13 protein-coding genes are annotated in these 15,266 nt (G+C 37.9%); all 13 read left to right on the top strand.

Annotated features, from left to right (window positions below; all coding sequences use genetic code 11):
- The first annotated feature begins 13 nt into the window (after positions 1-13).
- The 13 genes from pcrA (at position 14) to MKX39_RS15320 (ending at position 15,237) form a co-directional block, all read left to right on the top strand.
- Positions 14-2,242: a DNA helicase PcrA gene (gene pcrA, locus MKX39_RS15375; RefSeq protein WP_340770236.1), complete on the top strand. Its 2,229-nt coding sequence runs from the start codon at positions 14-16 to the stop codon at positions 2,240-2,242.
- Positions 2,243-2,263: 21 nt separating this feature from the next.
- Positions 2,264-4,267, top strand: a complete 2,004-nt coding sequence (gene ligA, locus MKX39_RS15370) for an NAD-dependent DNA ligase LigA (RefSeq protein WP_340770234.1) — start codon at positions 2,264-2,266, stop codon at positions 4,265-4,267.
- 14 nt (positions 4,268-4,281) lie between these two features.
- Positions 4,282-5,418: a CamS family sex pheromone protein gene (locus tag MKX39_RS15365; RefSeq protein WP_245762738.1), complete on the top strand. Its 1,137-nt coding sequence runs from the start codon at positions 4,282-4,284 to the stop codon at positions 5,416-5,418.
- 73 nt (positions 5,419-5,491) lie between these two features.
- Positions 5,492-5,782, top strand: a complete 291-nt coding sequence (gene gatC, locus MKX39_RS15360; RefSeq protein WP_093538050.1) for an Asp-tRNA(Asn)/Glu-tRNA(Gln) amidotransferase subunit GatC — start codon at positions 5,492-5,494, stop codon at positions 5,780-5,782.
- A gap of 21 nt (positions 5,783-5,803) precedes the next feature.
- Positions 5,804-7,267, top strand: a complete 1,464-nt coding sequence (gatA, locus tag MKX39_RS15355) for an Asp-tRNA(Asn)/Glu-tRNA(Gln) amidotransferase subunit GatA (protein ID WP_340770233.1) — start codon at positions 5,804-5,806, stop codon at positions 7,265-7,267.
- 1 nt (position 7,268) lies between these two features.
- Entirely contained in the window at positions 7,269-8,696 is a 1,428-nt protein-coding gene (gatB, locus tag MKX39_RS15350; protein ID WP_340763481.1) for an Asp-tRNA(Asn)/Glu-tRNA(Gln) amidotransferase subunit GatB, read from the top strand.
- Positions 8,697-8,977: 281 nt separating this feature from the next.
- Positions 8,978-9,529 carry a Type 1 glutamine amidotransferase-like domain-containing protein gene (locus MKX39_RS15345; protein WP_340771474.1) on the top strand — a complete coding sequence of 184 codons (552 nt, stop codon included), beginning with the start codon at positions 8,978-8,980 and terminating at the stop codon, positions 9,527-9,529.
- Between the two features lie 423 nt (positions 9,530-9,952).
- Entirely contained in the window at positions 9,953-10,516 is a 564-nt protein-coding gene (locus MKX39_RS15340; RefSeq protein ID WP_340770231.1) for a thioredoxin family protein, read from the top strand.
- Between the two features lie 124 nt (positions 10,517-10,640).
- Positions 10,641-11,552 (top strand): diacylglycerol kinase, encoded by a 912-nt coding sequence (locus MKX39_RS15335; RefSeq protein ID WP_340770229.1) that lies wholly within the window; start codon positions 10,641-10,643, stop codon positions 11,550-11,552.
- Between the two features lie 225 nt (positions 11,553-11,777).
- Positions 11,778-13,124 (top strand): cytochrome ubiquinol oxidase subunit I, encoded by a 1,347-nt coding sequence (locus MKX39_RS15330; protein WP_093538056.1) that lies wholly within the window; start codon positions 11,778-11,780, stop codon positions 13,122-13,124.
- On the top strand, positions 13,121-14,149 hold the full coding sequence (locus tag MKX39_RS15325; protein ID WP_340770227.1) for a cytochrome d ubiquinol oxidase subunit II: 1,029 nt from the start codon (positions 13,121-13,123) through the stop codon (positions 14,147-14,149). The genes MKX39_RS15330 and MKX39_RS15325 overlap by 4 nt, the downstream gene beginning before the upstream one ends.
- 14 nt (positions 14,150-14,163) lie before the next feature.
- Positions 14,164-14,268 carry a cytochrome bd oxidase small subunit CydS gene (gene cydS, locus MKX39_RS22360; protein ID WP_407691719.1) on the top strand — a complete coding sequence of 35 codons (105 nt, stop codon included), beginning with the start codon at positions 14,164-14,166 and terminating at the stop codon, positions 14,266-14,268.
- 264 nt (positions 14,269-14,532) lie between these two features.
- Positions 14,533-15,237 (top strand): YjjG family noncanonical pyrimidine nucleotidase, encoded by a 705-nt coding sequence (locus MKX39_RS15320; RefSeq protein ID WP_340770225.1) that lies wholly within the window; start codon positions 14,533-14,535, stop codon positions 15,235-15,237.
- The last annotated feature ends 29 nt before the right edge of the window (positions 15,238-15,266 follow it).

The raw sequence follows: 15,266 nt of genomic DNA, 5'->3' as shown, positions 1-15,266 counted from the left end.
AAGGAAGTGCACTATGGAAATCATCGCGAAAAACTTATTGAATGGTATGAATAAAGAACAAGAAGAAGCCGTGAAGACAACAGAAGGTCCACTTCTTATTATGGCAGGTGCAGGTTCAGGGAAAACACGTGTACTAACCCACCGAATTGCTTATTTAATCGTAGAAAAGGAAGTATACCCATCGAAAATACTAGCAATCACCTTTACTAATAAAGCAGCAAGAGAGATGCGAGAGCGTATAGATGGCTTATTAGGACCGGGGACTGGAGAAAGAATGTGGGTATCTACATTTCACTCCATGTGTGTACGTATTTTAAGAAGAGATATTGACCGTATAGGATATACAAAAAACTTTTCTATTTTAGATACAAGTGATCAGTTGACAGTTATTAAAAATGTTTTAAAAGAACAAAATATTGATTCAAAACAATATGATCCTCGTTCGATGTTAAATGCGATTAGTGGAGCCAAGAATATATGCATCGATTCGGATATGTATCGTGCACAGATGAATGAGATGAATCCTTTTGAAAAGACAGTAGCAAATGTGTATCAAAGCTATCAAAAAAAATTGAGAAAGAACCAATCACTCGATTTTGATGATTTAATCATGCTAACATCAACGCTGTTTAAACGAGTTCCTGATGTTCTGGAGTTTTATCAAAACAAATTTCAGTATATCCATGTAGATGAATATCAAGATACAAACAAAGCACAGTATGAGTTAGTACAAATGCTTGCTAAAAAGTTCAAAAACATTTGTGTTGTTGGTGACTCGGATCAATCAATTTATCGTTGGCGTGGAGCAGATATTCAGAATATCCTATCGTTTGAAAAAGATTATCCTAATGCAAAAGCCATCATGCTAGAACAAAATTATCGTTCTTCTCAACGAATCTTACAGGCAGCAAATGACGTCATTGGTAATAACACGAGTAGATACCCGAAGGTTTTACGAACAGAGAATCTAGATGGGGAAAAAATCGAGTTATTCCGTGCGATGAATGAACAGCAGGAAGCACAATATGTCGTTCAAAAAATTCAAGATTTAATGGAATTAGAGAATCGTACATTAAATGATTTTGCCGTTTTATATCGGACGAATGCCCAGTCACGTGTGATGGAGGAAGTACTTGTAAAATCGAATATGGCCTATACAATTGTGGGTGGTACAAAGTTCTATGATCGTAAAGAGATTAAAGACTTACTTGCCTACCTGCGTCTAATAGCAAATAACGATGATGACTTATCACTTGCACGAATTATTAATGAACCGAAACGAAATATTGGAGCGACTTCTTTTGAACGTATGGCTCACTATGCAATAGACCAAGATCGTTCGATTTTAGATGCATTAAACGAAGTCGACTTTATGGGGATACCCGCTCGGGCTGTAAACTCTGTTATTCAATTCCAAGGGCTGATCAATAACTTAACCCAAATGCAGGAGTTTTTGTCTGTCACAGAAATAGTGGAGCAAGTGCTTGATAAAACAGGGTATCGTACGATGCTTAAAAATGAAAAGACAATTGAATCGGAAAGTCGATTAGAAAATATTGAAGAGTTTTTATCAGTAACGAAAGCATTTGAGAAACAGAGTGAAGATAAGTCGTTAGTTGCCTTTTTAACCGACCTGGCACTTATCTCAGACATAGATAAGTTGGATGAAGAGGAAGATATATCAAAAGGGAATATTATATTAATGACGATGCATGCCGCAAAAGGCTTGGAATTTCCAGTAGTATTTATCATAGGGATGGAAGAAAATATATTCCCACATTCACGTTCTCTCGGTGATGATGATGAAATGGAAGAGGAACGACGCTTGGCTTATGTAGGAATCACTCGTGCAGAAGAAAGACTTGTGATAACCTGTGCCCAGTCTCGAACTATTTTTGGTCGTGGCAGTTTTAATAGCCCATCTCGTTTTATCAAAGAGATTTCAGATGATATTATTGAGGTCGTTGGATGGACTAAAGACATCGGCAAAAATCCAGAAAGAAATGCAAAAGCTATGGCTAACACTCGTAAAGCAGTAGTTACTCGTCCAGCATATAACGAGTCTGGTGGGGATAAAATGGGCTGGCAAGTTGGAGATAAAGCAACCCATAAAAAATGGGGCGAAGGTATGGTTGTCAGTGTTCGTGGCGATGGTGAGAATACCGAGCTAGATATTGCATTTCCAAGTCCTACGGGCATTAAGCGTCTGCTTGCTAAGTTTGCCCCTATCGAAAAAGTATAACTACAACAGGAGGAACCCTGGATGGATCAGTTAGAACAACGAGTACAAGAGTTACACAAGCTGTTAAATGATTATGGACATGCCTATTATGTATTAGATGATCCTATTGTTCCGGATGCCGTATACGATCAATACTTGCATGAACTAATAGCTTTGGAGGAACAAAATCCAGATTTGATATTACCAGATTCTCCTACTCAGCGAGTTGGTTCCATCGTAAGTGAAGGCTTTAAAAAGGTAACTCATGCAAATCCAATGCTTAGTCTATCTAATGCATTCAATGAAGGGGATTTGCGTGATTTTGATAAACGTATTCAAGGTATTATCGATGAAACACCAACGTATATATGTGAACTGAAAATTGATGGACTGGCAATTTCCCTATTATATGAGGACGGTCTTCTGAAAAGAGGGGCTACTCGGGGAGATGGGACGATTGGTGAAGATATTACCAGTAATATTAAAACCATTCGTTCGATTCCAATGCGCCTAAAAGATTCAGTAACCTTGGAGGCAAGAGGCGAAGCGTATATGCCAAAGTCTTCCTTTGCAAAGTTGAACGAAGATCGCACAGCACAAGCAGAAGTCTTATTTGCCAACCCACGGAATGCAGCAGCAGGTTCTTTACGTCAGCTTGACCCGAAAATAACTGCTAGCCGTAATTTATCGATGTTCGTCTATGGAATGGGCGGAGATGGTGAGGACCAGAATATAGACAATCATTTGGATGCACTAGGTTTTATGAATACACAGGGATTACCGACTAATAAGGAAACGAAGAAGTGCACTTCTATCGAAGAAGTGCTCAGCTTTATAGAAGAGTGGACAGAAAAAAGGCATGACATTCCATATGAAATTGATGGAATTGTTATAAAAGTTAATGACTATGCCCAACAAGAAGAGCTAGGATTTACAGCAAAGAGTCCACGATTTGCAATTGCTTATAAATTTCCTGCCGAGGAAGTAGTCACGCAAATTATTGATATCGATTTAACTGTTGGTCGCACAGGTGTTGTCACGCCAACTGCAATTTTAGTACCAGCACAAGTAGCAGGTTCTACTGTACAACGTGCTACACTTCATAACGAAGATTTAATCCATGAAAAAGATATTCGAATTGGGGATCATGTCATTATCCGTAAAGCAGGAGACATTATTCCAGAAGTAGTGTCTGTTATAACGGAGGAGAGAAAAGGCACAGAGGAACCATATAAAATGCCAACTCATTGCCCGGTATGTGAAAGTGAATTAGTGAGAATCGAAGAAGAAGTAGCACTTCGTTGTGTAAATCCGCAATGCCCAGCTCAGATCCAAGAAGGTATTTACCACTTTGCTTCACGCAATGCGATGAATATTGATGGACTTGGTGAAAAAGTGGTAGAACAGCTTTTTAGGGAACAACTGATCAAGGATATTTCAGATTTATATAAATTGACAGTAGATGACTTAGTGAAGCTGGAGCGCATGGGGCTCAAGTCAGCAACCAATTTAGTGGAAGCATTAGAAGTATCTAAAGCAAACTCAATGGAACGAGTGCTATTTGGACTTGGTATTCGTCATATTGGAGAAAAAGCTGCCAAAATACTTTCGGCTAATTTTCATAGTTTTGAGGCACTGATGAAAGCAACAAGGGAAGAGCTTATAGCTATTTTTGAAATTGGTGACAAAATGGCTGATTCATTAGTGACTTATTTTGAGCAGGAAGAGGTCCAGTTATTGATTGAACGCTTAAAAGAAGCTGGATTGACCCTACAGTATACTGGTAGAATTATTGATGCAGATGTAATGGAGAATAGTCCATTTGCTGGTAAAACAGTTGTTTTAACAGGAAAACTGATGCAACTATCACGTACTGATGCTAAAGAAAAAATAGAGTCATTAGGTGGTAAGGTTGCTGGAAGTGTCAGCAAGAAAACAGATTTGGTCATTGCCGGAGAAGAAGCAGGATCAAAATTGGAAAAAGCAACAAGCCTAGGTATTGAGGTTTGGGATGAACAAAAATTATTGGACTCCATAGCGGAGTAAAGGGAGTGGCGAACATGACCAAAAAACATATAGGCATGTTGACGCTGGCTTTATTACTAACGGTTTCTGGGTGTGCTCCTTCTTTAGATGACGAAACAAAAGTTATACAAAATACAGAAGAAGAAGAGACCAAGACAGTAATAATTCCGAGTTTGCAGCTAGATGAAACATACTACAGAACATTATTACCTTATGAGGAAAGTGCAAGTAAAGGATTAGTATTATCTAATTTGTCTACTAAGTACGATATGAAGGAAGTGGAAACTGGACTTCTACGTATTTCACAAAATGAATTCTCGCCTGATAAGTATTTGTTCCAGGAGGGACAGTACCTAGATACGACAACACTGAAGAAATGGCTTGCAAGAAGCAACCAAGCAGAAGGTGGATTAAACCCGGATGATAAAGGTTTAACTGGAGAAGAAAAAGCCCAAAAAGCTCCAGTCTATATCACGCATATTGTGGAACAAAACTATTTGGAAAAAGTAGATAATAAAGTTAGTCTATCTGGGATATCTATTGGATTGGCGTTAAATTCCACGTATTATTACACGAAGGAAAAATACGGTGCTACTTATGAAGAAAAGCTGAGCCAGGCTCAGATTGAAGAGAATGGAAGAAGAATTGCGGAAGAAGTAGTTACCCGTTTACGTAAGATAGATGGTCTTGCAGATATTCCAATTGTAGTAGGTTTGTTTAAGCAAAATAGCCGAAATGCAGTTGTTCCAGGAACATACTTCTCCTATAGCACTGCGCCAGCGGGCAAAAATGTGTCGGATTGGAAGGGAAATGATGAGGAATATATATTATTCCCAACTGCTGAATCAGAAGAAAAGTACCGAGATTTAGATACAATTTTCCGGAACTTCAAAATGGATGTAGAGACATATTTCCCTAACTATACAAGCATTATTGGGACTGGTTATTTCAAAGACAAACAGCTACAAAAATGGACGATCACCATTCCTATTCAGTTTTATGGAACGGCAGAGATAATTGGCTTTACACAGTATTTGGCTGGTCTTGTAAAGGATCATTTTAATCCATCGATGAATGTAGAATTACAGGTTAATTCCTTGGATGGTGCAGAAGCATTACTTGTTAAAAAAACTGGCGACGAAGAAGCTTATGTCCATATTTACACGCAATAGGCTACGCTCTGTTCAAGTAGAGTGAAAAATGATATGATATTTCGTATGGTTATTGAATTCGGAGGTGTTATAAATGGCGGAATTAACAAAAGAAGAAGTTAAGCATGTTGCGCATCTTGCAAGACTTGCAATTACAGAAGAAGAGGCAGAAAAGTTTGCGCTACAACTAGGAGCAATCACGGAATTTGCTGAGCAATTAAAAGAATTAGATACAACAAATGTAGAACCTACTACACATGTCCTACCTTTAGTAAACGTGTTACGCGAAGATGTAGCTACAAAAGGATTAGACCGTGATACGATGATGTTAAATGTTAAAGAACAAGAAGCAGGACAAGTAAAAGTACCATCAATAATGGACTAATAGATGTAAGGAGGGAAAATCATGACGTTATTTAACCACTCAGCGAAAGAACTACAAGCACTTGTACATAGTAAAGAAGTTTCTTTAGTAGATTTGACTAACGAAGCTTTTGGACGTGTGGAAAAACTAGATGGCGAGGTAGAAGCCTTCTTAGCTTTGAACAAAGAAAAAGCATTAGAAACAGCTACAGAATTAGAAAAAGTACCTTTTGAAGAACGTGGACCATTATTTGGGTTACCGATCGGAGTGAAGGATAATATCGTAACTGAAGGATTAGAAACGACTTGTGCAAGTAAAATTTTACAAGGATTCAATCCTATCTATGATGCAACTGTTGTGAAAAAGTTGCGCGAGGCTGGAATGATTACAATTGGTAAACTGAATATGGATGAGTTTGCAATGGGATCTTCCAATGAAAACTCAGCATATAAAACAACAAAAAATCCATGGTCATTAGATCGTGTTCCTGGTGGATCTTCAGGTGCATCTGCAGCAGCTGTAGCAGCTGGTGAAGTACCGTTCTCCTTAGGCTCAGATACAGGTGGATCTATTCGTCAACCGGCATCCTATTGTGGTGTTGTTGGGATGAAACCTACATACGGACGTGTTTCCCGTTTTGGATTAGTAGCGTTTGCATCTTCTTTAGATCAAATTGGTCCAATCACTCGTAATGTAGAAGACAATGCACTACTTTTAGAAGCAATTTCTGGAGTTGATGCACATGACTCTACTTCGGCAGACGTTGAGGTTCCAAACTTTGCAGCTGCTCTTACTGGAGATATTAAAGGTCTTCGTATTGCCGTGCCTAAAGAGTATTTAGAAGAAGGTGTAAGTGAAGCGGTTCGTGGGTCTATTATGGATGCATTGAAAGTATTAGAAGCAAAAGGAGCTACTTGGGAAGAGGTTTCATTGCCACATTCTAAATATGCTTTAGCGACATATTATATTCTTTCTTCTTCAGAGGCTTCTTCTAACCTTTCTCGTTTTGATGGGATTCGTTATGGCTTCCGTGCTGAAAACGTAGAAAACTTATTGGACCTTTATAAAGAAACTCGTGCGCAAGGATTTGGGGACGAAGTTAAACGTCGTATTATGCTTGGGACTTACTCGTTAAGTGCTGGAACATATGATGCTTACTATAAAAAAGCGCAGCAAGTTCGTACGCTTATCAAACAAGATTTCGATAAAGTTTTAGCGGACTATGATGTAATCGTAGGACCAACTGCACCAACTCCAGCATTCAAAATTGGAGAAAACGTAGAAGATCCATTGACGATGTATGCTAATGATATATTAACAATCCCAATTAACCTTGCAGGTTTGCCAGCAATTTCTATCCCTTGTGGATTTGAAGATGGAATGCCGCTAGGATTGCAAATTATCGGAAATTATTTTGATGAGTCCACGATTTATCGTGTAGCACATGTTTACGAACAGTCTACTGATTTCCATAAACAAACTCCTCAAATATGGGAGGGAAAATAACATGAACTTTGAAACAGTTATTGGTTTAGAAGTACACGTTGAGTTAAAAACAGAGTCGAAAATCTTCTCATCCGCACCTAATCATTTTGGTGCTGAACCAAACACTAATACAACAGTAGTAGACCTAGGATACCCTGGTGTTTTACCAGTATTGAATAAAAATGTAGTCGATTTTGCGATGCGTGCAGCACTCGCATTAAATATGGAAATTGAACAAAATACAAAGTTTGATCGCAAAAACTATTTCTATCCAGATAATCCGAAAGCATATCAAATTTCACAATTTGATAAACCAATCGGTAAAAATGGTTGGGTTGAAATTGAAGTCAATGGTGAGAAAAAACGTATCGGGATTACTCGTCTACATATGGAAGAAGATGCTGGGAAGCTTTCACATGCAGATGGATATTCACTAGTAGACTTTAACCGTCAAGGAACTCCACTAGTAGAAATCGTTTCAGAGCCAGATATTCGTACTCCTGAGGAAGCATATGCTTACTTAGAAAAAGTTAAATCAATTATCCAATATACAGACGTTTCTGACTGTAAAATGGAAGAAGGATCTTTACGCTGTGATGCCAATATTTCTATTCGTCCTTATGGTCAAGAAGAATTTGGGACTAAAACAGAGTTGAAGAACTTAAACTCTTTCAACTTTGTACGTAGAGGATTAGAGCACGAAGAGATTCGTCAAGCAGAAGTATTATCTACTGGTGGAATTATTGAACAAGAAACTCGTCGCTATGATGAGAAAACTGGTAAAACGATTCTTATGCGTGTTAAAGAAGGTACGGATGACTATCGTTATTTCCCAGAGCCAGATTTAGTGGATCTTGTAATTGATGATGCATGGTTAGAACGTGTACGCTCAGAAATCCCTGAACTACCTGATGCGCGTAAACAACGTTATATCCAAGAACTTGGATTATCTCCGTATGATGCACATGTATTAACATTGTCTAAAGATATGGCGAACTTCTTTGAAGCAACCATTGCTGATGGTGCAGACGTAAAACTGGCTGCTAACTGGATGATGGGTGAGGTTTCTGCTTACCTAAATGCAGACCAAAAAGAGTTGAAGGATATAGAGCTTACTCCTGCTAATCTTTCTGGAATGATCAAACTAATCTCTGATGGCACCATTTCTTCAAAAATTGCGAAAAAAGTATTCAAAGAGCTTGCTGATAATGGCGGAGACGCTGCGGAAGTAGTAAAAGCTAAAGGCTTAGTACAAATTTCGGACGAAGGCGCACTTCGTGAAATCGTTACAGCAACACTGGATGCTAACCCACAATCTATTGAAGATTTTAAAAACGGAAAAGACCGCGCAATCGGCTTCTTAGTTGGACAAATCATGAAAGCAACAAAAGGCCAAGCAAACCCGCCTCTTGTTAACAAAATCTTGAACGAAGAAATTACTAAACGCTAATACTCAAGGATACCCACTTTAAGTGGGTATCCTTTTTTGTGGGAATATTTAACTCGTCTCTTATATGGATGCAAAGTTCTCTCGGATAGCAGTTGATCACACTCATTAGTACAGAAATTTATGAATAAAATTGTATTTATTTCAAAGAAAACTGGTGCTATGATAAATGAATATTTATGTAACATATAAAGAGGTGAATCAAGGTGGAGCTATGCTTTATTGGTGGGGGACATGTTTTAAAGGGTGAGCTAGATGATATATTTGAAGAATTCTAGAAAAAGATTAAAGCAAATGCAAAAGTTTTAGTAGTTCCTTTTGCGACAGAAGTTTCTAATTATGACAGTTGGATGGTAAATCTAAAACAGGCTTTTTCTACCTATACAAATGCTAAACTTAGATTATTACATGAGGACCTATCCAAAAATGAAATGGAAGATTTGATAAATGAGAGCGATGTTCTGTATTTAATAGGCGGGAGACCAGAAAAATTACTTCAGCTGATTGAAGAAAAAGAACTTGCTAGGAGTATTGAAAACTTTCCTGGGTTATTAATCGGTTATAGTGCAGGGGCTTTAGCATTTTGTAAGGATTGTCTTTTAACTAAAGACGATGACTATCCGGAGTCCTTAGTCATAAAAGGGTTAGGTTTAGTGGACTTTAGTGTGGAGGTGCATTATAACGAAGCATCTGATGACGAATTGACTACTCTTTCCTCCGATCGTAGGATTTATGCTCTCCCTGATGGAAGTGCCATTTTCTACAAAGAAGGTAAACTACATAAAAAAGTGAATGATGTCATTTTATTTGAATCGAAGAAAAAATTAATGGTATAGAAATTGGCTGTCTTTGATGACAGTCTTTTTTTTGAAAATGAATGGCACAGTTTGTGACACTAACATATAAAGATATTTGCTCAACTAAGTAATGAGGATGAAAATGTACACTTGGGTTATATTGATTTAGAGAGCGGAAAATTACATGAAATTAAAGCACCTTCATTTTCAGAGACGCTGTATCTGAAGACTATAATTCGATAAACGTAAAGGAAACCATTATGGTAAAAATAGAAGACAATGAGCAACATGAGTGAAAGACTTGTGCGACCACGCTTGTGGTTAACGGTGAAGGGGAACAGAGAAAGCTGTATTTACAGGGTGTAAACTTCGAACAATAATATAGTTTATATATTCATGAGTCTAGCTTGTTTGAATAACATTTAAAAACGAAGTATACTTAGAAAAAAGGGGGCTACTCACTTGACTACAGAACAACAGTATTTTGAAAATGCAAAACCACTAGCTCAATATATGGATGATATGACTACGAAAAAAGAAGAATCTTTTAGCATCTATGAAAAATTTGATGTGCCAGCGGATGATGAATTCATTCAAGTACTAAAGGATAGAGCGCCACATATATTAGTTATTACAGAAGACTGGTGTGGCGATGCAATGATGAACAATTCGATATTGCGTAAAATTGCAGAAGCAGCAAATGTAGAAGTACGTGCTGTTTATCGCGATGAAAACTTGGATTTAATTGACCAGTATTTAACAAATGGTGGTCGTTCAATTCCCGTTTATTTGTTGATAAGCAAAGATGGTGAAGTGATTTCTAAATGGGGTCCCCGTGCAGAGAGTGTTCAGCAATTCGTAATGGACGGCAGAGCTAAATTCCCAGCCAAAGAAGACCCATCATTTGAGGAAACTCAAAAAGAATTTTACGCACAAATGTCTAATGAATTTGTAAACAATCAAGAATTTCACCTAGCAGTATATGAAGCAATTCGTAATGCTTGGTTACCAGCACTACAAAAATAATTAGGCTGATCAAATTCTTAAAGGAGTCGGCAACAGTCGACTCTTTTAATAGTGGAATGAAACTTTTTTTGATGAAACATAGTCTTTATAATAACAAAGATTGTGAAACAGAAAGGAAATAAGTATGAAACGTGCACGAATTATCTATAATCCAACTTCTGGAAGAGAACTATTTAAAAAGAACTTAGCAGAAGTATTGGAAACGTTAGAGATTGCTGGGTATGAGACATCGTGTCACGCCACTACGCGTGAAGGTGATGCTACAGAGGCAGCGAGGAAAGCAGTGGAAAATGGCTTTGATATTATCATTGCATCTGGCGGAGATGGTACGCTAAATGAGGTTGTTGCAGGGGTAAGTGAATTCGAAAAGCGACCTAAAATTGGGCTGATTCCAATGGGGACGACGAATGACTTTGCAAGAGCAGTTCATATTCCAAGAGACATAAAAAAAGCTGTGGAGATTATTGTTAAAGGTGATTCTATTCCAGTTGACGTGGGATTAGTTAATGATCGCTATTTTATCAATATTGCTGGTGGTGGTCGAATTACCGAGCTTACGTATGATGTACCAAGTAAACTGAAAACAATGCTTGGGCAGCTTGCTTATTATTTAAAAGGTATTGAAATGCTTCCGTCGATTAAATCAACAAGAGTTAGAATTGAATATGACGGGGAAGTATTTGAAGACGAGGCCATGATGTTCCTAGTTGGTTTAACGAACTCGGTCGGTGGATTTGAAAAGCTTGCCCCAAGTTCAAGTATTAATGATGGATTGTTTTCTTTGTTAATATTGAAAAAGTTGAACATAGCAGAGTTTATCCGTGTGGCATCTTTAGCCTTACGGGGGGAACATTTAACGGATCCCCATGTTATTTTTAAAAAAGCAAAACATATTAAAGTAACTTCTGACGATATGGTTCTTTTAAATTTAGACGGAGAATACGGCGGAGTTATACCTGCAACATTCCAAAATTTACACAGACATATAGAGGTTTTCGTACCGATTGATGAAATACGTGACGAGGATAGACCTTAAGTAAAAGCTCAGCATTTTATTAAATGCTGAGCTTTTTTATATTCTTTTAGAAAACACCGATAGATAAAGTTCAATATTTTTGTTTTTGGGTAATATGATGATAAAGGGGTGGAGCACATGTATAAGAAACAAGAGAAGTATTTAATGTGGCTTGCTTTTGTTGTGGCAGGAATCATGATGCTATCAATAGCGGGGAGAATATTTGGGAACTAGAATGGGGGAAGGCTGATGAATGAAGAATCGGTATTTTTTAGTCGCGTTTTAACCGAATTGACCTTATCGTTTCATATTATTTACGCAACTATTGGTGTTGGTGTACCTTTAATGATTATGATTGCCCAGTGGGTAGGTATTAAAAAGAATGATGAGCATTACATATTGTTAGCACGTAGGTGGGCGAGAGGATTCGTCATTACTGTAGCGGTAGGAGTTGTTACAGGGACCGCAATTGGTATGCAGTTGTCCTTACTGTGGCCGAACTTTATGGAACTTGCGGGGAATATTATAGCTCTTCCTCTATTCATGGAGACTTTTGCTTTCTTTTTTGAAGCTATTTTCCTTGGTATTTACTTATATACTTGGGATCGATTTGAGAACCAAAAGAAGCATCTCCTATTACTTATTCCAGTTGCCATTGGCGCTTCATTTTCCGCAGTTTTTATAACAATGGTAAATGCATTTATGAATGCCCCTCAAGGATTCGATATAGTTAACGGGGAATTAGTGAATATTAGCCCGCTGCTAGCCATGTTCAACCCTGCTATGCCAACAAAGGTTGCTCATGTAGTGGTAACAGCGTATATGACCTCTGCATTTGTGTTAGCGGCGATTGCAGCTTTTCGTTTATTGAAAGGCTCTAATCATATATACCATAAAAAAGCATTATTCTTAACGATGAAAGTAGGGTTAGTATTTTCAATTGCTACTGCTATTATTGGAGATTTCTCAGGAAAGTATTTAGCGGAGTATCAGCCTGAAAAACTAGCTGCAGCTGAATGGCATTTTGAAACGGAAGAAAGTGCGCCACTAATTCTCTATGGAATATTAGATGATGGAGAAGTGAAGTATGCAATAGAAATACCCTTTGCTTTGAGTATTCTCGCCCATTTCAATCCGACTGCAGAAGTGATTGGCTTAGATCAGTTCCCAGAGGATGAAACGCCGCCGTTATATATTCACTACTTGTTTGATATTATGGTGACGATTGGGATGTCGATGGTAGCACTTTCAGGACTATACTGGCTTGGTAAAATTCTGAAATGGTCCTTTGTCAATTCTAGATGGTATCGTTGGCTCATAGTTTTGGGAGGACCAGCGTCTATACTCGCTATTGAAGCTGGTTGGTGGCTTGCGGAAGTAGGAAGGCAGCCATGGATACTAAGAGGTATTATGCGGGTGGAGGATGCTGCAACGACCAGTCCACATGTCGATATCATGCTGATTTTATTTGCTGGTCTTTACCTAGTACTTGGAGTCGGAAGTATCGTAGTTTTAAGTCGTATGTTCAGAAAGAATCCAGTCGAGCAAGAAATAGAAGACAGACATGCTGAAAAGGGCGGTGATATGTTATGACATTAGAGATCATCGGAATTTTTGTGTTGTGGACGTTTCTTTTCGGATATTTAGTCGTTGCATCTATTGACTTTGGAGCTGGTTTTTTTAACGCGTATAGTTTACTCACAGGAAGGCAGAGGATATTAACAAATATTATACAGCGTTATTTGTCGCCAGTTTGGGAGGTAACGAATGTATTTTTAGTGTTTTTCTTTGTAGGGATTATCGGATTTTTCCCGAAAACTGCATTTTATTATGGTACGACCTTACTAGTTCCTGCAAGTATAGCTCTAATATTACTTGCGATTCGCGGCTCTTATTATGCTTTTGAAACATATGGTTCTAGAGGGCACAAGGGATACTCATTTATGTATGGTCTTGCTGGTCTTTTTATCCCGGCAGCTTTGTCTATTGTATTAACAATATCAGAAGGCGGCTTTGTTCATATGATTAATGATTCGCCTACTCTCGATTACGAGGCATTATTTACAAGCCCACTCACATGGTCGATTGTTGTATTAAGTCTTTCTTCTGTATTGTATATTTCATCCGTGTTTTTGACCTGGTATGCCAATAAAGCAGGAGACATAGATGCGACAAGGCTGATGCGAAAGTATGCACTTATTTGGGCACTGCCGACGATAATAACAGCGGGTGGAATTATGGTGGAGCTTCGTTCACATAATCCGGAGCATTACGAAAACATGCTTAATATTTGGTGGGCATTTGCATTATCACTATTACTTTTCATCGGTACAGTGTGGTTATTATGGTCGAAAAGAAGTTACGGATTGGCTTTTGTGTTATTAGGAGGCCAGTTTCTCATAGCATTCTTCGCATACGGATTTGCGCATCTCCCATATTTGCTGTATCCACATTTAACAATCTATGACAGCTTTACTAATGAAGCAATGGCTCTTGCTTTAATAGTCGCTTTTATAGCTGGGCTTGCTTTACTAATACCATCGCTATATTTACTACTGAGATTGTTTTTGTTCAATAAAGATTATGTACGTGGGAAAAAAGAAGATAATCACGCATAAGGAAGGAGCAAACTATGACAGAGTTTATGATTTTTTATGCACCATTCATCGTATTAATCGGCTCCATTATCATAGCCTTTTGGGCAGCTTCTAAAGACGGGGCAGTGAAGGACGAATAAACGAATGTCCTCGGTCGACTTGAGCGGGGACATTATTATGTTTTCAGTCAGATGGCCCTAAAAACTTTATATGGCCAAAATAGATGAAATATAGTCCATAAATAGCACTATTACATGCAAGAAAGCCCTAAAAGTTAATAAGATAGCCCATTAAAATATTTATTGGACCTGGAAAGAATATCTTCTTATTAGAAAACACTAAAGGATATTTTAGTCTAATATCTATTCTGCTACAATTGGAGGGACAGGAAAGGGGTATTTTTGATGAAATATGATGTACTACTATTTGATTTAGATGACACTTTACTTGACTTTGGAATGACTGAACATAATGCATTTCGTTTTTTGTTTGAAGAGTATGGATTGCCAAATGGTTTAAATGATTATCTAGATACCTACAAGGCTATAAGTAAAAGCTTATGGGAAGACCTAGAATATGGTCGTACCACCTTAACAGAGCTAAAAGTCGAACGTTTTAAACGGTTATTTACCGAACATTCCTTAGACATAGATCCGATTATATGCGGGGAGAAGTACATAGAAAATTTAGGGAAAGAAGTTCATCTGATTGAGGGAGTAGAAGAAATGTTAGCAAGCATGAAAGATTTCCGAATCGCTCTTCTTACTAATGGATTTAAAGATGCACAGCATGCACGAGTAAATGGATCTTCTTTAAAGAATATTTTTGAAGCCATCATAACCTCGGAAGAAACGGGATTCCAAAAACCTCAAAAAGAAATTTTCGCATATGCATTAGAGAAGCTTCAAATTTCCGATCCAGCTCGCGTATTAATGGTTGGTGATTCACTTTCTTCCGACATTCAAGGCGGAAATAATTTTGGGATTGATACATGTTGGTTCAATCCAAATAGAAAGCAGAACCAAACTAATATTGAACCAACCTATGAAATTCATTCATGGGAGCAATTAGCTGGACTCGTTAAAATATTGGCAGTAGAAACAAAGTAATTGGACCTCAAAATGAGGTTCTTTTTTAT

This window comes from Psychrobacillus sp. FSL K6-1464 (genome assembly GCF_038003145.1).
Classification (GTDB): Bacteria; Bacillota; Bacilli; order Bacillales_A; family Planococcaceae; genus Psychrobacillus; species Psychrobacillus psychrotolerans.
This window is presented reverse-complemented; position numbering and strand designations above follow the sequence as displayed.